18 protein-coding genes are annotated in these 17,251 nt (G+C 65.9%); 11 read left to right on the forward strand and 7 right to left on the reverse strand.

Translation table 11 applies throughout. The annotated features are described in order from the left end of the window. Positions 1 to 83 precede the first annotated feature (83 nt). The 5 genes from DOL89_RS10820 (at position 84) to DOL89_RS10840 (ending at position 3,999) form a co-directional block, all read left to right on the forward strand. Positions 84 to 752: a hypothetical protein gene (locus tag DOL89_RS10820; RefSeq protein ID WP_119679162.1), complete on the forward strand. Its 669-nt coding sequence runs from the start codon at positions 84 to 86 to the stop codon at positions 750 to 752. Further along, positions 749 to 1,309: a hypothetical protein gene (locus DOL89_RS10825; RefSeq protein ID WP_119679163.1), complete on the forward strand. Its 561-nt coding sequence runs from the start codon at positions 749 to 751 to the stop codon at positions 1,307 to 1,309. Before DOL89_RS10820 ends, DOL89_RS10825 begins: the two co-directional genes overlap by 4 nt. A gap of 60 nt (positions 1,310 to 1,369) precedes the next feature. Then, positions 1,370 to 2,578 carry a sensor histidine kinase gene (locus DOL89_RS10830; protein ID WP_162937460.1) on the forward strand — a complete coding sequence of 403 codons (1,209 nt, stop codon included), beginning with the start codon at positions 1,370 to 1,372 and terminating at the stop codon, positions 2,576 to 2,578. Between the two features lie 124 nt (positions 2,579 to 2,702). Further along, positions 2,703 to 3,572, forward strand: coding sequence for a TIGR02587 family membrane protein (locus DOL89_RS10835; protein ID WP_119679165.1), 870 nt, complete (start codon positions 2,703 to 2,705; stop codon positions 3,570 to 3,572). A 16-nt stretch (positions 3,573 to 3,588) separates the two neighbouring features. Beyond that, positions 3,589 to 3,999, forward strand: a complete 411-nt coding sequence (locus DOL89_RS10840) for a TIGR02588 family protein (RefSeq protein WP_119679166.1) — start codon at positions 3,589 to 3,591, stop codon at positions 3,997 to 3,999. 32 nt (positions 4,000 to 4,031) lie between these two features. Here the strand turns inward: DOL89_RS10840 and DOL89_RS10845 are convergent, their stop codons facing one another. From DOL89_RS10845 to trxB, 3 genes are all read right to left on the reverse strand, one after another. Then, on the reverse strand, positions 4,032 to 5,183 hold the full coding sequence (locus tag DOL89_RS10845) for an acyltransferase family protein (RefSeq protein ID WP_162937461.1): 1,152 nt from the start codon (positions 5,181 to 5,183) through the stop codon (positions 4,032 to 4,034). 1,004 nt (positions 5,184 to 6,187) lie between these two features. Continuing rightward, a complete protein-coding gene (locus DOL89_RS10855) occupies positions 6,188 to 7,093 on the reverse strand; it encodes a LysR family transcriptional regulator (protein WP_119679169.1) in 906 nt (301 codons plus the stop codon). A gap of 293 nt (positions 7,094 to 7,386) precedes the next feature. After that, on the reverse strand, positions 7,387 to 8,400 hold the full coding sequence (gene trxB, locus DOL89_RS10860; protein WP_119679170.1) for a thioredoxin-disulfide reductase: 1,014 nt from the start codon (positions 8,398 to 8,400) through the stop codon (positions 7,387 to 7,389). Positions 8,401 to 8,639: 239 nt separating this feature from the next. Between trxB and DOL89_RS10865 the strand changes: the two genes are divergently transcribed. Further along, entirely contained in the window at positions 8,640 to 10,829 is a 2,190-nt protein-coding gene (locus tag DOL89_RS10865) for a protein-disulfide reductase DsbD family protein (RefSeq protein ID WP_119679171.1), read from the forward strand. 134 nt (positions 10,830 to 10,963) lie between these two features. Here DOL89_RS10865 and DOL89_RS10870 read toward each other — a convergent pair whose 3' ends face one another. The 4 genes from DOL89_RS10870 to DOL89_RS10885 all read right to left on the reverse strand — a co-directional run bounded on the left by DOL89_RS10870 (position 10,964) and on the right by DOL89_RS10885 (position 14,173). Continuing rightward, positions 10,964 to 12,151, reverse strand: a complete 1,188-nt coding sequence (locus DOL89_RS10870) for an acetyl-CoA C-acyltransferase (protein WP_119679172.1) — start codon at positions 12,149 to 12,151, stop codon at positions 10,964 to 10,966. 35 nt (positions 12,152 to 12,186) lie between these two features. Next, the gene (locus tag DOL89_RS10875; RefSeq protein ID WP_205574562.1) at positions 12,187 to 12,606 is read right to left on the reverse strand and encodes an MAPEG family protein; all 420 of its coding nucleotides are present in this window, start codon (positions 12,604 to 12,606) and stop codon (positions 12,187 to 12,189) included. Between the two features lie 83 nt (positions 12,607 to 12,689). Then, positions 12,690 to 13,565, reverse strand: a complete 876-nt coding sequence (locus tag DOL89_RS10880) for an alpha/beta hydrolase (protein ID WP_119679174.1) — start codon at positions 13,563 to 13,565, stop codon at positions 12,690 to 12,692. Further along, positions 13,559 to 14,173 (reverse strand): TetR/AcrR family transcriptional regulator, encoded by a 615-nt coding sequence (locus DOL89_RS10885; RefSeq protein ID WP_205574563.1) that lies wholly within the window; start codon positions 14,171 to 14,173, stop codon positions 13,559 to 13,561. The genes DOL89_RS10880 and DOL89_RS10885 overlap by 7 nt, the downstream gene beginning before the upstream one ends. A 184-nt stretch (positions 14,174 to 14,357) precedes the next feature. Here DOL89_RS10885 and DOL89_RS10890 point away from each other — a divergent pair, with 184 nt between their 5' ends. The 5 genes from DOL89_RS10890 (at position 14,358) to DOL89_RS10910 (ending at position 17,237) form a co-directional block, all read left to right on the forward strand. Further along, on the forward strand, positions 14,358 to 15,221 hold the full coding sequence (locus tag DOL89_RS10890; RefSeq protein ID WP_119680371.1) for a transglutaminase family protein: 864 nt from the start codon (positions 14,358 to 14,360) through the stop codon (positions 15,219 to 15,221). A 203-nt stretch (positions 15,222 to 15,424) separates the two neighbouring features. Continuing rightward, positions 15,425 to 15,634: a cold-shock protein gene (locus DOL89_RS10895; RefSeq protein ID WP_119679176.1), complete on the forward strand. Its 210-nt coding sequence runs from the start codon at positions 15,425 to 15,427 to the stop codon at positions 15,632 to 15,634. Positions 15,635 to 15,750: 116 nt separating this feature from the next. Beyond that, positions 15,751 to 15,954, forward strand: a complete 204-nt coding sequence (locus DOL89_RS10900; RefSeq protein WP_119679177.1) for a hypothetical protein — start codon at positions 15,751 to 15,753, stop codon at positions 15,952 to 15,954. A gap of 73 nt (positions 15,955 to 16,027) precedes the next feature. Further along, complete coding sequence (locus DOL89_RS10905; RefSeq protein WP_119680372.1) at positions 16,028 to 16,663, forward strand: SGNH/GDSL hydrolase family protein; 636 nt, start codon at positions 16,028 to 16,030, stop codon at positions 16,661 to 16,663. A 94-nt stretch (positions 16,664 to 16,757) separates the two neighbouring features. Next, entirely contained in the window at positions 16,758 to 17,237 is a 480-nt protein-coding gene (locus DOL89_RS10910) for a hypothetical protein (RefSeq protein ID WP_119679178.1), read from the forward strand. The last annotated feature ends 14 nt before the right edge of the window (positions 17,238 to 17,251 follow it).

Genomic DNA, 17,251 nt, shown 5'->3' on the forward strand with positions numbered 1-17,251 from the left:
CGCCTTTCACTGGAGCTTTTCCTGCGCGCCGTTTGGTCCTATACTTTCGATTTGGATCACATGACCAGGAGCGGGCGGTCGGCGTGGGCAGCGGCATCGTCGCCATATTGCAGTTCGGGCTGCTGACGTTCCTGACCGCCGTGGCGGTGGGGGTGCTGATCACCGTCTGTAGCCAGATCCAGATCAGCATCCTGCGCCATCTGGCGCGGGAGACGGAGCTGCGGGACAGGATCGCCGCCTATTCCCGCCTCATCACCGGCTTCCAGGAGCGGGTGGAGAACCGCAAGGCGGCCGCAGCCGGAGCCGCGAGCATATTGTTCGGCAGCGAGCGGCAGGAGAAGCAACTCCGGACACGGCTGCGCGAATTGGAGCGGGAGCCGCACCGCTTCGTACGCGTGGTGGGAGCCGAGCAGCTTCCGAACCGCCCGTTCGAGATCATGGCCGTCAACAGTTCCGTGGCCCACCAGGTCGCGCGCGGAGAGCGTCATGCCTTCTACGATGGCAGCTGGGCGCGCCCCTGCCCCGTCCACGTCTGGGCCAGCGGGCCGGAGGAGGCGAAGTCGGAATTCGAGCGGGTCTTCCCCCGCACTACGGGCTTCAAGCTGCTGAGCATCCAGGCCCTGAACATCGACGGACCCGTCAGGACGGCAGACGGACAGGCGGAGGCGCCGATGGAAGACCGGGCGGGGGCGGAACGGGCGTCCAAGCCCTTCTCCCGCCGCTCCCAATCTTCGGCGGAGATGCCGGCATGAGCTGGTTCGCCATCCTGCTGGGCGCGATGATCGTCCTTCTGTCCGCAAAGCCCGGCATCATCCGGGCGCGCCGGCAGTTGCGGGATGCCCGGGCCGGGATCATCGACCTGAAGCGCCGTCGCCAGCTGCTGAGTCAGAAGCTGCGGGCGCTCGCCCGCGAAAGCCTCGACCAGCGCCTCACCGCCGGGGCCGACGGTACGGAATGCGAGCATCTGAACGACAGGATCGCCGTCATGATGCGCCGGGTGGAGGAGCTGGAGGCGGTCGATCGGCGCATTCTGGTCCTTGATGAGCGGCGTGGATTACAGGAAAGCGGGTGGATTCTGTTGATCCGGCGTCCGCGCTCCCATGCCCAGCCGCTGGAACCGGTTGGGGTGACCCGTCTCTGGGATGAGGGGCGGCACCTGTTCGTCTTCGCGTCCGACATGCGCAAGGCACGGCGCAAAGCTGCGGTGCGCTTTCCCCAGAGCGCCGGCTTCCAGATCGTGGAGGTTCATCCGCATGACGGGGAGCTGAGCGAGACGCCGCAGATCGGCGCAGCCGCGGGAGCCGCCTGACTCCTGCTCCGGCAAGTCGGGAACTTCGAAGCATGCAGGCGTGTTCCGCCGGACATGGTGATGCAAGACCCCGACGGCAGCGAACCCTCCTTGGTTTCGAAGCTTCGGTCCGCACTTGAGCGCGCGGACCGCTATCAGGAGATTCTGCGGGATTTCGGGCGCTTCACCACCGGGCCGGTGACCCTGAACCGGCTGCTGGACCACACCGTCCGTCTGCTCTCCCGCGCCACGGGCGTAGCTCATACCAAAGTGATGCGCTACCGGCCTGATAATGGCGATCTCCTGGTGATCGCAGGGGTCGGTTGGCAGGAGGGCGTGGTCGGCAACTGCCGGATCGGCATCGACATGGCATCGCCGGCGGGCCGCGCGCTTCAGACCGGCCAGCCCGTCCTCCTGGCCGACAACCGTTCCGCTCCGGGCTTCCGCTACTCTCCAGTGCTGAACGAGCATGGGATAGCAGCCGTTCTGAACGCGCCTGTCCCCGTCAACGGCGCGATCTGGGGCGTCGTGGAGCTGGACAGCGAGACCCCCGGCGCTTTCAACCAGCGTGACCAGCTCTTCCTTGAGAGCTTCGCCGTACAGCTCGGCACCGCCATCCGGCATATCTGCGACAAGGAGGCGCTGGTCGCTGAGACAGAGGCGGCGGCCCGGCGGCTCGCCCAGCGGGACCTGCTGGCCCGTGAGGAGCATCACCGGGTCAAGAACTACTTTCAGACGATCCTGGCCGCCCTGAACCTGAAGGCCAGCGCCGGGACTCCCGCTCTAACAGCAGCGATCCAGGACGTGATGGATCGGGTCATGGCCATTGCCCTTGCCCACGATCTTCTGATCCCGCGCGATGGCCCGGCTCTACTGAACACCGCCGACTATATCCGGGCGCTGAGCTCTGCAGTCGAGACCGCGAGCGCCAATCTGCGGATCGAGGTCAAGGCGGCCCCTGTCGATCTGCGATCGGAGCAGGCCGTGCCCCTGGGCTTGATCCTGAACGAGCTGCTGACCAACGCCGTCAAATACGCCTTGCCGGATCAGCGGCCGGACGAAGCCGCCCCGCCTGCGTCGATCGTGCGGGTAGACTTCTCCTCCACATTCGCTGGGGAGGCCCTGCTGCGGGTTCTGGATAATGGCCCCGGCATGACCGCGCCTCCGCGTCCCGGCTCCGCCGGCCTCAGCCTCGTCCGAGGTCTGGCGGCACAGCTCGGCGGCACGCTGGAGGTGGACAGCTCCAGCCAGGGCACGGCGGTGTCAGTGCGCTTCCCCCTGATCTGCTGAGCTGCCGATGCTTCCGCCGGCCGCTGCCGATGCGCCATCGCACCGTGTGATCGTACGCGGCTCCTGGAAATGATTTCCGCAGTTCATTGTTTCAGATTCGTCCAGTCGAAAGGAGAAGCCGCAGGTGTCCAGCACGGCGGAAGCCAATCGCCGTCAGAATGGGGAACGGCACGAATCCGACGTTCCAGTCCGGAACCAACGCTTCTTTATCGGCTTGGCCCGCGCCTTCGCCGGAAGTCTCATCTTTGCCCTGCCGATGCTGATGACCATGGAGATGTGGTGGATCGGCTTCTACATCGATCCTTGGAAGCTGATCCTGCTTCTCATCATCCAGGTTCCCCTGCTGATCGGTCTGGCGCGCTTCGGCGGATTCCAGCATACGGCCTGTCTGCGCGACGACGTCGTTGACGCCTTCGTCGCCATTGCCGTCGCCCTCGTGATGGCGGCCAGCGTCCTCTACCTCTTCAAGGTCCTGACGCCGGACATGCCGCCCAGCGAGATCATCGGGAAGATCGCCCTCCAGGCCTTTCCCGGCAGCTTCGGCGCCATCCTGGCCAGGGCGCAGACCGGCGACAAGACCGTGGGCGAGAGCGACACCGACCCGAGCTATCCGGCCGAGCTTCTGCTCATGGCCGCCGGCGCGCTGTTCCTGGGCCTGAATGTCGCGCCGACGGAGGAGATGATCCTGATCTCCTACATGATGGAGCCGTGGCGCGAGATTGCGCTGGCCCTCGTCTCCCTGCTCCTCATGCACGCCTTCGTCTATTCCGTCGACTTTCCGGGCGAGGCGCAGCCCAGAAGCTGGGCAGAGGTGGCCAGCCTGTTCGTTCGCTTCACCGTGGTCGGATACGTCATCGTACTGATCATCTGTCTTTATCTGCTGTGGACCTTCGGCCGGACGGAAGGGGTCGGAGTCGAGGAAGTCCTCAGCGCCTGCATCGTGCTGGGCTTCCCCTGCGCAATCGGGGCGGCGGCGGCACGGATCATTCTGTGAGCGAAGGAGCTGTTCCATGGGCCGGGCATCCATCCCCGAGAGGATTCAGGGTTCCAGCACCTCTCCCTGGGAGTGGGCGGTGGGCCTGCTGGGCCTTGCCGCGCTCGCCGGCATCATCGGCTATATGGCCTGGTTCGCGCTGTCCAGCCGATCCTACGTACCTGCCATCACGGTTGAGAAGGTTCATATCCAGCAAAGCGGCAACAGCTTCGTCGTCCAGTTCATGGCCAGGAACGACAGCGCTGCAACGGCGGCATCCTTGAAGATTGAAGGGGAGCTGCATCGGGACGGGAAGGTGGTCGAAACGGCGGAGACGGAGATCGATTACCTGCCCCCCTACTCCCGGCGCGAGGCCGGCCTCTTCTTTCAGGAGGACCCGACCCTGTACGAGTTGCGGCTCATTCCGAAGGGCTATGACGCACCCTGACCGGCTCCGATGCCGGACCGCCCGGGACCTTCCTAGCTCCCGGCCATAGCCGCCGATTTCTGCCTGGGCAGGCTGCGCGATCCAAGAATGGCGCTCAGGAGTTGGGGCGTGCGCTGGCGCAACGCCCGATGGATCAGCAGAAGAAGCGTCACGGCGACCGGAACGACCAGCAGATAGTACAGCTCATAAGGCCAGCCCGTCCGTCCCCACAGCATGAAGAGCAGCGTCAGGAACGGCACATGTGTGCAGAAGAGCCAGAAAGCCTTGTGCCCATTGCGCGCCAGCCACTTTCCGATCCCGGACCGGACCAGCGGGGATGAGATGATCCAGACGGAAAGGCTGATCGCCGCCTTGGTGGACAGGAGCAGCGCCTGCCGGACCGGAGTCGAGACTTCAAGCTCGACGATCAAGGCGGAAACCGCTCCGCCCAGGATACCGATCGCCAGGGCCGGGCCGAGATAGCGATCGAAGGCGGTGGCGTCCAGTCCGCGGATTCTGACGACGATGCCGATATAGAAGAACAGCAGGATGTCCGGACGGATGATGAACAGGAAATACTCCTGCACGCCGTCCGGCATCAGCGCCCTTGGCCCCGCCAGGGAGAACAGCAGGATCGGGACCAGCACGGCCATCGGCGCGTTCCGCGCGCCCCAGAATAGGATCGGGGCCAGAAGAACGCATGCCATCATGTCGCGCAGGAAATATAGGGCGATATTGATGGGCGGAGCACTCAACCCGAAGAGCATGTTGAGAAGCTCGGACGTATCGGCCTCGTCGATCGGCTCCCAGTAGGTCCCCGCCCCGGCAACCTGCATGGCGAGAACCGCGCAGAATGTCAGCAGGTTGAAGCAGAGATAGGGGACCATCAAGGTTCTGAACTTCTTCTTCACCAGCGCCGGATAGCCACGGTCGGCCTGGCGCGCCAGGAGCCAGCCGGAGATGACGCTGAGACAGGGAACGCCCGCCCGGAAGAAACCCTCGCGCAGATAGAGGATGAGCCACTCGAAGGCGGCGCGTCCCTTCTCATAGGGGTTGTGCTCCATGTCATACGGGATATGGATGATCATGATCCCGATGATGAGGGCGATGCGGAGCAGTTCGATCCGTTCGGACAGAAGCCGGTCGAGACTGGCGGTCTGCATCGGTGACGCGGAATCGCGCCCGTGAAGCGTAGTGATGGTCAAGCTCGCTTGCTCCTGCTCGTATCCATCCGATTCCGCCAGCAAGGCGGGCAGGCATGGCGACGCCATAGATCGAAGTGAGCACGATCTTCGACACCGATCGGGAAAGTACAGGGATTTGAATAGCTCAGCCTGACCAAGCGCAAGGAAAACACAGGGTTAGCCCCGGCGCACCCAGTCCATTATCCAGCTATCAAAGATATATGTGAGTTTACCCAAAAGTCCGGGCAACGGACTTCCTATAAGATAGGCTCGAACCCTTCGCAGCCATGAAGCGCCCCAGATATTTACTTATTTATGTCACAGCTGGTAACTGGCAACAATCGCTCCTTTCGAAGCGCTGCAATTTCGGTTCGCGCTTTGCGCGCTGGCAGGCGCCTGGGTACGCACGACATAGAATACAGGAACCGCTGTGGCCGCCCCGCGGAACCCCCATGCCCGCGGCCGGTTGCAGCCGCCGGAGGACCCCATGCGAACCTGTATTCTCATCCTTGGCATTGGCCTGCTGGCGGGCGGGTGCAGCTATGAACAGACATCTACTGCGGAACAGGCCGATGCGGACCGGACAGCAGCGGATGCGTTGCGCAGACATCAGGATGCGCTTCCCGCTGGGCAGGCTCCGCAGAGCAGCGGAAGTCAGGCGGCTGCCGGACTGCTGCGTTAGCCCCGGCCTGTACGCCTGCCCCGAAAAAAAACTGCCCGGAAAACCAGAGGCTTTCCGGGCGAGTTGAACAGGGAGGCTTCACGTCTGGGAGACGTAGGGCCAGAGGCCCAACCTCGGACGGGTATCCGAGGTGAAGTGTCAGCCGCGCGGCACATTGTGCGATGCAGCAGCCGACAGCCGCAAAGATATGCAGCCGCGCTGCGGTTTCCAGAGTCATTCGCATAGCGGAGCCATGCGTCATACGCATGGCTTTGTCAGGAACGCTCCGGAAAAGAGAGGGGCGCTGCTCCGTCCGGACCAGCGCCCCTGAAATCCTATTGCCTGCAGCTAGAGGGTTCGGCCCTCAGGCTCCGGCACCGTTCGGGAAGGTTTCCGCCACTTTCTTGATCAGAAAATCGCGGAACACGGCAATGCGCTTGGAATGGCGCAGTTCCTCGGCATAGACGAAGTAGGCGTCGATGCGGGGGCCGTTGACGTCGGGAAGGATGCGGACCACGTCCGTCAGCCCTTCCACGACATAGTCCGGCAGCGAACCAATGCCAAGACCGCTCTGCACCGCACGGGAAATGGCATAGAGGCTGTTCACACGAAGGGTCGTGCGCCGCTCGCCCCCTGGCGGCTCACCCACATGCAGCAGCCAGTTGATGTTCGGCACCGGCGCTTTGGTATCGTTCGGATAGGCGATGATGTCGTGCGAGTCGAGGTCTGCCAGGGTCTGCGGCATGCCCCGCTTCTCGATATAGGATTTATGGGCGTAGAGGTGGACGCGCACGGTCATCAGGTGCCGCTGGATCAGGTCCGGCTGGCGCGGCGCGGTCATGCGGATGGCGATATCCGCCTCACGCATCGACAGGTCGAGTTCATTGTCGTCCAGCAGCAAAGTAAGCTGCACGTCGGGATAAAGGCCGAGGAACTCACGCACCCGCGGCGTCAGCCAGGTGGAACCGAAGGCGACGGTAGTGGTCACCTTCAGCGGCCCCTTCGGATGCTCCTTCGATTCGGAGAGCATTGCCTCCGTCATCGAGAGCTTGGCGAACACCTCGCGCGCGGTACGGTACAGCAGTTCGCCCTGTTCGGTCAGGATCAGGCCGCGCGCATGGCGGTGGAACAGCGGCACATGGAGGCTTTCCTCCAACGCGCTGATCTGCCGGCTGACCGCCGACTGGCTGAGGTTCAGAGTTTCACCGGCGTGCGTGAAGCTGCCGGCTTCGGCCACCGCGTGGAACACGCGCAGCTTATCCCAATCCATGTCCTATCCCTAGGAATGGCCCGGCCGGCGGACTCCAGCCGTGCATGCTTGGCCGGGTGCAGGATGCACCCGGCGCATGGATGATATACTGAGTTTTGCCTGGACGCTACGGGTAGTGGGCAGGCTGCGGCAAACGACCATAATGATGGCCGGAGGTGTGGTTCCTTGGCAACCACCCCGGATGCAGGGAACATGCAAAAGGAGGCGCACCTGACTTTGCCCCGAAACCGACGCCATTCCAGGCGTCGGCCGTCCGCGGAACCAGGAGCGCCCCCTACCCGATTACAGGCCCGTTACCACGCCCCGATCATGTCCGGGCGGGAGGCCTCGGCGAAGGCGGCCTCCGGGCCGGCCTCGATGGTGGCGAGCCACTTCTCCACCTCGAGTGCCGCCATGCAGCCCATGCCAGCTGCGGTGACGGCCTGACGGAAGACCTTGTCCTTCACGTCGCCGGCGGCGAACACGCCGGGCACGCTGGTCTTGGTGCTGTCGGGCTTGGTCATGATGTAGCCCTCATCATCCATCTGCACATGGCCCTTGAAGACCTTGGTGGCCGGGTCGTGGCCGATGGCGACGAAGACGCCGTCCAGCTTCAGCTCCTGCGTCTCACCGGTCTGGCTGTGCTTCAGGCGCACGCCGGTCACGCGCTTCGGATTCTCGAAGCTCTCCCCGCCCTCGCCCAGGATCTCGTCCACCATGTGGTTCCAGACCACCTCGATCTTCGGGTTGTTCAGCACCCGGTCCTGAAGGATCTTCTCGCCGCGGAAGCTGTCGCGGCGGTGGATCATCGTCACCTTGCTGGCATGGTGGGTGAGGTACAGCGCCTCCTCCATCGCGGAGTTGCCGCCGCCGACGATCGCCACCTCCTTGCCGCGGAAGAAGAAGCCGTCGCAGGTGGCGCAGGCGGAGACGCCGGCGCCCTGGAAATGCTGCTCGCCCGGAATGCCCAGCCAGCGGGCCTGGGCGCCGGTGGCGATGATGACGGCGTCGGCCACGTACTCATCCCCGCTGTCCGCCTTGCAGACGAAGGGCCGCTTTGAGAAATCCACGTCGGTGATCAGGTCGAAGATCATCTTGGTGCCGACATGCTCCGCCTGCCGGGCCATCTGCTCCATCAGCCAGGGGCCCTGCACCGCCTCCGCGAAGCCGGGATAGTTCTCCACCTCCGTGGTGATCATCAACTGACCACCGGGCTGCATGCCCTGGACCAGCGTGGGCTGCATATTGGCGCGGGCGGCATAGATGGCGGCGGTGTAGCCGGCCGGGCCGGCGCCGATGATCAGGACCTTGGTGCGGTGGGTGGCCATGGAAATCTTCCTTCGAACTCCGCCCGGATCGGGGTCCGGGGCTACAGGCATTGGATATCGTACCGGCTGGCGGGGTTTGGACCGTACCCGTCCGGGAGGCTGCCTTCAACTCCGTGCATGCGTGCCAAGAGCGCCGGAAAGCGATACAATGTCACAAGGCTGCGCGCCCTGGTGGCGGCGGAGCCCTGGCGACCCTACATTCAGCCCTGCCGAGGACGCTTCAAGGACCCGAATCCGCCATGCTGGACCTCACCGCACGCCGCCGGGCCGGCCTTATACTTGCCGGAGCCCTGATCGCCACCGCCACGACGGCGCTGGCCGCCAATCCCGTGCGGACGGAGAATGTGGAGGCGGAGCTGACGGCGGAAGGGGCGGCCGTTCCGGGCCAGACCCTGTGGATCGCCAAGACCCAGCGCATCCGGTCCGGCTGGCATACCTACTGGATCAATCCCGGCGACAGCGGCATTGCCACCAGCATCAATTGGGAACTGCCGGAGGGCTGGCAGGCCGGCGACATCGTCTGGCCGGCGCCGGAGCGCTTCCCCATCGGGCCGCTGGTGAATTTCGGCTACAAGGACGAGGTGCATCTGCTGGTCCCCGTCACCGTGCCGGAAACGGCCGTGCCGGGCGAGACGGTGACCCTGACCGCCAATGCCGACTGGCTGGTCTGCGAGGATATCTGCATCCCCGAATCCGCGGTGCTGACCCTGGACGTGCCGGTCGCGGCGGAGCCGGCGCAGCCCTCGCCGGAGGCTGCCGCCCTATTCGCGGAAGCCCGCGCCAGCCTGCCCGTGCCGAGCCCGGTGCAAGCCAATTTCACGGCCGGACCGGACGCGCATGAGTTGCGCCTGGAACTGCCGGACCTTGGCAGCGGGCGGGTGGAGAGCGCCTTCTTCTTCCCCGAGCACTGGGCCGTCACCCCCGCCAATGGGGAACAGAGCTTCGAGGCCGGCCCCGATGGGCTGCGCCTCACCATGCCCGCCCTGCCCGGCACGGAGATGCCGGAGACGGTAACGGGCGTGCTGGTGCTGACCGAGAATCTGGATGGGGGGCAGCCGGTACGGCAGGCCCTGGCCATCAGCGCCCCCGTCCGGAAGGATGCGGCCGCGGCGGCCTCTCCCGCGGGCGGCGCCACCGGCGGTGCGTCGGGCGGCGGGGAGCCTGCGATGACGCAGGCGGCCATGGATACCGCGGCAACCGGGCTGCTGGGCGCCCTTCTGCTGGCCATGCTGGGCGGAGCGCTGCTGAACCTGATGCCCTGCGTGTTCCCGGTCCTGAGCATGAAGGCGCTGGCGCTGATCCGGCATGATGCCGCGCACGCCAGGACGCACGGTCTGGCCTATACGGCCGGCGTGTTGGTCTGCTTCGCCGCCGTGGCCGGCGCGCTGATCGCGCTGCGGGCCGGCGGGGCGCAGATCGGTTGGGGCTTCCAGCTTCAGGACCCGCTGGTGGTGGGCATCCTGGCCTATGTGATGTTCCTGCTGGGCCTGTGGATGAGCGGGGTCTACAGCCTGGGCGGCCGGGTCCAGGGCGTCGGCCATTCGCTGGCCACGCGCGGCGGCTATGCCGGCAGCTTCTTCACGGGCGTGCTGGCGACCGTGGTGGCCACCCCCTGCACCGCCCCCTTCATGGGCACGGCCATCGGCTTCGCCCTGTTGCAGCCCTGGGCCGTGTCGCTGTCCGTGTTCCTGGCGCTGGGCCTGGGCATGGCCCTGCCCTTCCTGGCCCTGACCTGGAGCCCGGCGCTGCTGCGCCGCCTGCCCCGGCCGGGCCTATGGATGGACCGGGTGAAGCAGGCCCTGGCCTTCCCGCTCTACGCCACCGCCGTGTGGCTGGTCTGGGTGCTGTCCATCCAGGCCGGGCCGAACGCGGTGGCGGCGGTGCTGGGCGGCATGGTGCTGCTGGGCTTCGGGGCTTGGCTGTTCGGCGTCACGCGGGAAAGCCCCGGCATGTGGCGCACCGGCGGCAGCGTGCTGGCCGGCATCGCCCTGGTGCTGGCGCTGGTCACCACCGCCCAGGTGCCGGCCGTGGCGACCCCGGCCAGCGGCCTCACGCCCGGCGTCAAGGATGCCAAGGCAGATCACGAGCCCTTCAGCGAGGCGCGGCTGGAAGAGCTGCGGGCGGAAGGCCGGCCGGTGTTCGTCAATTTCACCGCCGCCTGGTGCATCACCTGCCTGGTGAACGAGAACACCTCTCTAGGCAGCGCCTCGGTCAAGCAGGCCATGGCGGAGCGGGGCGTGGTCTATCTGAAGGGCGACTGGACCAACCGCGATGCGGAGATTGCCCGCGTGCTGGAGCGGTTCGGCCGCAACGGCGTGCCCCTCTACCTGCTCTATCGGCCCGGCGAGGCCGAACCGGAAGTGCTGCCCCAGCTCCTGACGGAGGGGATCGTGCTGGAGGCGCTGGCGAAGGCGCCGGCGGGGGCCTGATGCCCCCGTAGGTCGGATTAGCGGCGCCAGCCGCGTAATCCGACACTTCCCGGGACCCGTCGGATTACGGCGCTCTCGCGCCTGATCCGACCTACGGGATCGGCAGAACGGAGAAGCCGGCTGCCGCCCCGCCCTCAGTGCACCCGCTCCACCGCCATGGCGGTGGCCTCGCCGCCGCCGATGCAGAGGGAGGCGACGCCGCGCTTGAGGTCGTACTTCTCCATCGCGTTCAGCAGGGTGACCAGGATACGCGCGCCGCTGGCCCCGATCGGGTGGCCCAGCGCGCAGGCGCCGCCATGGACATTCACCTTGTCGCGCGGCAGGTCGAACTCCCGCATCGCCGCCATGGTGACCACGGCGAAGGCCTCGTTGATCTCATAGAGATCGACATCCTTGGCCTGCCAGCCGGTCTTGTCGAACAGCTTCTGCATGGCCCCGATGGGGGCGGTGGTGAACCAGTTCGGCTCGCGGGCGTGGCTGGTATGGCCCTTGATCTCCGCCAGGATCCTGAGCCCCCGCTTCTCCGCCTCGCTCCGCTTCATCAGCACCAGCGCCGCCGCTCCGTCGGAGATGGAGGAGGAGTTGGCGGCCGTCACCGTTCCGCCCTTGGCGAAGGCGGGCTTCAGAGTGGGGATTTTCTCCGGCTTGGCCTTCAGCGGCTGCTCATCCCGCTCCACCACCGTCTCGCCCTTGCGGTCCTTGACGGTGACCGGCACCACCTCGGCCGCGAAAGTGCCGTCCTCAATGGCGGCCTTGGCGCGCCGCAGGGATTCCAGCGCGTATTCGTCCTGCATCTCGCGGGTGAACTGGTAGTGGGTCGCCGTCTCCTCCGCGAAGGTGCCCATGGCCCGGCCTCGGTCATAGGCATCCTCCAGCCCGTCCAGCGCCATGTGGTCGTAGACGGTGGAATGGCCGTAGCGGTAGCCGCTGCGCGCCCGGTCCAGCAGGTAGGGCGCGTTGGACATGCTCTCCATCCCCGCCGCGATGCCGACATCGATGCTGCCGGCCGCGATCAGGTCATGGATCATCATGGCGGCCTTCATGCCGCTGCCGCACATCTTGTTGATGGTGGTTGCCGGCACGCCCAGCGGCAGGCCGGCGGCCAGGGCTGCCTGACGGCCGGGAGCCTGCCCCTGGCCGGCCTGCAGCACATTGCCCATGATGACTTCGTCGATCTCTTCCGGCCTCACACCGGCCCGCTCTACCGCCGCACGGACGGCGGCAGCGCCGAGCTGGGCCGCCGGCACGGCGGAGAGATCGCCCAGCATGCCGCCCATGGCGGTGCGGGCGGCGGAGACGATGACGATCGAATCGCTCGACATGGATTCACTCCCGTAGATTTATCGTTCTGCGGCCTTCAGGCCGCGGTCATCCTGATGATGGACCAGACGATGAGCTTGAGGGACGCCAGCAGGATCACCAGCCAGGTCAGCACTGTACCCCACATCCGCCCGAAGCTTTTGCCGCCCGGATGGGTGGAGATGCCGTACGCATGGAGAAACCGCCCCAACACCAGAGCGGCCCCCATCAGATGAACTGTCAATTCGGCCTGATCGGCCATTTCCACCAGGAGGATCAGGACCAGGGCGAGCGGCACATACTCCACAAAGTTCCCATGCGCCCGGACGGCGCCGGCCAGGGCCGGAATGCCGCCGTCGCCGGTCGAGACCTTGCTCCGCAACCGCTGACGCGAGACCAGAAAGCTGAGCCCCAGCAGCAACAGTCCGCACAGCCCGGCATAAAGCGGCGTGATTACAGGCATGATGAATTGGTGCACGATCCTCTTCCCTTCCGCAGACTTTGAGCCTGTCTGTTATCCAGTCCTGGCCTGATGCGCCGAACACTTGCCGAGCCGCAGCCCTAGGTCGATGGTCCGCTCATCCAATCCACTACATCCTGCACCACGCCGGGATCTGAGAGCAGACGGCGGTGGCCCAGCCCGTCGACCAGATGCAGGCGTGCGCCCGGCCAGCTTCCCGCCGTTTCCAGCGCATCGGCCACCGGCACGATCCGGTCCTCGGCGGAATGCACCACCATGCCGCGCGCGGACAGGCCGGCCGCAATGGCCGGCAGCGAGACGGCTTCGACCCGCCGGCCGGCGGCCTTTCCGATCAGGCGCAGCATCTCTCCGGTCTGATCCGCATCCAGCCGGTGGCGACGGGCGGTGCCTAGCGCGAAGCGCAGCGGGTGGGCCGGCGCGCCAATCAGCGCCAATCGGGGAATATGCGCCCCCTCCTCGGCCGCCAGCGCCAGCGCGGTTCCGCCAAGCGAATGGCCGATCGCACCGGCCAGCGGGCCTACAATGGCGGCGACCGCCACCGCGGCACGGGCAAAATCGGTAAGGGTGGCGGTCTCGCCAGAGGATCGGCCGTGCGCCGGCGCATCCAGGGCCACGACACGGTATCCCCGGTCCAGCAACGGCTGGACGAAGCCCACCATATCGTACATCTGCCCTTCCCACCCATGCAGCAGCAGCACCGTCGGCGCGCCGTGCAGATGCCCGCCCCAGAGCCGGGCCGCCAGATGCGGCGACCACCCCGGAACGGCGAGCACCGTGCCGCCGGAAGGTTCCGGCAGCATGGGCGGAGCCACATGCCGTTCCGGCGTGATGAAGTCCAGCGCCGCCGTTTCGGCTGGAGAGGCGGCCCGCCCCTCTTCCGCTAAGGCGTCGAGCAGCCAACTGATTACATTAGCTCGAACGTTCGTGCTATTTTCAGAACCCAGAAGACTTACCATTGCTCGGTCCTCCAGAAGCGCCCGGCGGCATCCCTGCCGTCCCAGGCGAAGGGATCAAGGGAAACGGGACGAAGCCTTGCCCGGTCCAGGATGTCGGCAAAGGCCTTGCGCGCCATTTCTTCAGCCCGCGGGTGATGCATCAGACGGTAGGTCAGGCCGAAACCGTAAGACAGGGAGACAAACTCGAACGCGAACCGCTCCACATCCATATCGGGACGCAGATGCCCCGCATCTATCGCCCGTTGGACAGCCCCGCCGATGGCCTTCATCAGCCGTTCCTGCGTCAAGGCCAGGAAATCGCGGATTGGACCGGGTCGGTCGTCGAACTCGATCGACGCGCCCTGGATGGGGCATCCGCCCGGTAGCTTGGAACTCTTGCTCCAGGCGATCCAGTTGTCGAACAGCGCCTCGATCCGCGGCAGTCCGGTAGGTTGCGCCAGGGCCGGGCGGAACACCTCCTCGGTGAACACTTCCGCCGCATGCTCCAGCACGGCCAGCTGCAACTGCTCCTTGGAACCGAAGTGGGCGAACAGCCCGCTCTTGGACATGCGCAGCCGGTCTGCCAAGCTGCCGATGGTTAGACCGGTCAGCCCTTCGGTGCTGGTCATGTCCAGCGCCTCGTCCAGAATTGCCGCGCGTGTGCGTTCGCCCTTGCTCATAGCGGGAATAAAAACGAACGGTCGTTCTTTTGTCAAGCCCGTTCTGCACAAGGCCTGTAATCTTGTGCGGCGCGGGAATTCCGGCAGCCGTGCGCCGTTTTCAGACTATCGCCGCCCGATCCTGGAGATGCCGTTGACCGAGCTCAGGATTCATCACAGGACCACTTACCGGTATCACCGAGCCGTAGAGCTGGGACCGCACCGGCTGATGCTACGCCCGCGGGAGAGCCCGGAACTGCGCCTCATCTCCCATATGCTGACGGTGACGCCGGGCGGGATGGTGAACTGGGCACAGGATGTTTTCGGCAATGCGGTGGCGACGGCCAGTTTCCAGGGCATGACCGATGTCCTGGTCGTCGACAGCACCTCGGTACTCCAGCTTCATGCCGCGGCCTGGCCGATTTTCTCCATCGCGGCGTCCGCCATCTCCTATCCCTTCCGCTATTCCGATGAGGAGTGGACCGATCTCGGCGCGCTGGCGGCTCCGCAACATCCGGACACGGCCGGGCGGCTGCGCAGTTGGGCGTTCGGCTTCGTCCGGGGCGATGTGACGGACACGCTTTCCCTTCTGAAGGACGTGAACAGCGGCGTCGCGGATTGGATCAGCTACCAATCCCGGGAGGAGGAAGGAACCCAGTCCCCGATTCACACGCTGGACCGCGGCTGGGGATCGTGCCGTGATCTGGCCGTCCTGTTCGTCGAGGCGGTCCGCTGCCTGGGCTTCGGCGCCAGGATCGTTTCCGGCTATTTCCATGATCCGGATCAGAGCTGGGCGGGAGCGGGAAGCCCCGGTTCCACCCATGCCTGGGCGGAAGTCTATGTGCCCGGGGCCGGCTGGATCACCTTCGACCCGACGAACCGCCGGGTCGGCGGCTTCAACCTGATTCCCGTCGCAGTCGCCCGCGATATCCGCCAGGTCATCCCGGTTGCCGGCAGCTTTGTCGGCATGAACGACGCCTTCGCCGGCATGCAGGTGGAGGTTTCCGTCACCGGCTGAATGCCCGGACGCGGCCCCATCTTTTCGGATGAAGAGGTTTTCCGCTTGCATATGCCTGTCCGCCCTCCCATCTGGAGGTGGTCGAGGTTACTCTGGGCTACGTGTTCGCCAGCCCCATCCGTGGGTCTGGGTCTCTTCCCGAAGTGAATTTGATGCCCCCGTGCATCTTGTGTGTGGGGCAACGCCAGAAAGGGAACTGACCCATGGCTATCGGTACTGTTAAGTGGTTCAACCCCACCAAGGGTTTTGGCTTCATCCAGCCGGAAGACGGCTCGTCCGACGTGTTCGTCCACATCTCCGCCGTTGAGCGTGCCGGCATCGGCAACCTCAATGAGGGCCAGAAGGTCTCCTTCGAGGCCGTGCGCGACCCGCGCAAGGGCAAGACCTCTGCCGAGGATCTGCGCGCGCTTTGAGCGCCGCGGACCTGGCACCGAGAAAGGGCAGCTTCGGCTGCCCTTTTTCATTTCCGACCGGTCATGGCGCAGGTTTGCGCTGTTGAAGGCATCCAAACCCAAAAAGGACGAACCCGATGGACCTGATCGAAAAGCTGCCGGCGATGACGGACGCCTCGCTGACGAACCTGCAGGCCAATGCAGTCCGCCTGTCCCAGTCCGGCAGCGCCAAGCAGCAGGCCGCCGCCGCCGCGCTGTTGCCGGCCGTCCAGGCGGAGATTTCATCCCGCAAGGTTGAAAAGCCCGTCCGCGCGCCGCGCGCCAGGAAGAAGGCGGTCTGAGCGACCACAGGGCACAAGCCGTCTGCACGGCTGTTGGTCCGGCATCGTTCTGGACTCGGCCGGAGAAATGGTCATGTCCCATGTCGTACTGCTCGGCGACTCCATTTTCGACAATGCGGCCTATGTGGCCGGCGGCCCGGATGTCAGGGCGCAACTGGAACGGAGCCTGCCCGCGGGATGGCGGGTGACGCTTCTGGCACGCGACGGCGCCGTAACCGGCGGCGTCGCGCAGCAGATGCTGCGTCTGCCCCGCGATGCGACCCATCTGGTGGTGAGCGCCGGCGGCAACGATGCGCTGGGGGCCTCCGGCATCCTTGACCAGGCGGCCCGGTCGGTGGCGGAGGCCGTTGGGCAGCTGGCGGAAATCCGCGCCCGATTCCAGCAAGGCTATGACGCCATGCTCGGGTCCGTGCTGGAGCCGGGCCTCCCTACGGCCGTCTGCACCATCTACGATGCGAATTATCCCGATCCGCTTCGCCAGCGGCTGGTGACCACCGGGCTTGCCCTGTTCAATGACGTCATCACGCGGGCCGCCTTCAGGCGCGGGCTTCCCCTGCTCGACCTTCGCCTGATCTGTGACAGCCCCCGCGATTATGCCAACCCCATCGAACCATCGGTGGAAGGCGGCGAAAAGATCGCGGCTGCGATTACCGGGCTCGTGACCGCACAGGACCGGGGCTATCCGCACAGCACTGTCATCGCCCGCTGACCACCCCGCCGGAGGTTCTCTGCTCCCCTCGCCGCAACGCCACGCCTGAATTGCTGTTTGACAGTTCCGTGACGAAGGCAAGAGGTCTGCGGACATGTCGAAGAGCAAGAGTAAAAGCAAAAAAGCCAAATTTCCCAAGAAGATCGCCGGGATCAAGGTCCCGAAGGTCCTGCGCAAGTCCGGCGGCTCTCTGGCGGAGCTTCTGGAGACCCCCACCGGTCGGGAGGTGGTGGCCGGGGCGCTGGTCGCAGTGGCCGGCTCGCTGGTGGGCAGCGAGAAGGTCCGGGATGTACTGGCAAGCGGCGGCCACAATCTTGCCCAGTCGGGCCGGGAGGCGGGCCATGCCGGCTCCGACCTTGTAAGCAGCGCCGTGCGCGGTGTGGCGGAGGTTGCGACGGGAGCCGTGGTCGAAGCCGCACGCCATGTCCTGCCCGGCGCAAGCGATAAGGACAGCGGCGAGAAGCGCCAGCCCACACGCCGCTCTGGCGGAGGCCGCCGCGGGAACGGCGCCGGCGAGGATGGGGAGGCTGCCCGCCCCGCCCCCGGCCTTCCCGTCGCCATCCGGGAGAGCTGAACGGCTGGCCCGTC

The organism is Indioceanicola profundi (genome assembly GCF_003568845.1).
Lineage (GTDB): Bacteria > Pseudomonadota > Alphaproteobacteria > Azospirillales > Azospirillaceae > Indioceanicola > Indioceanicola profundi.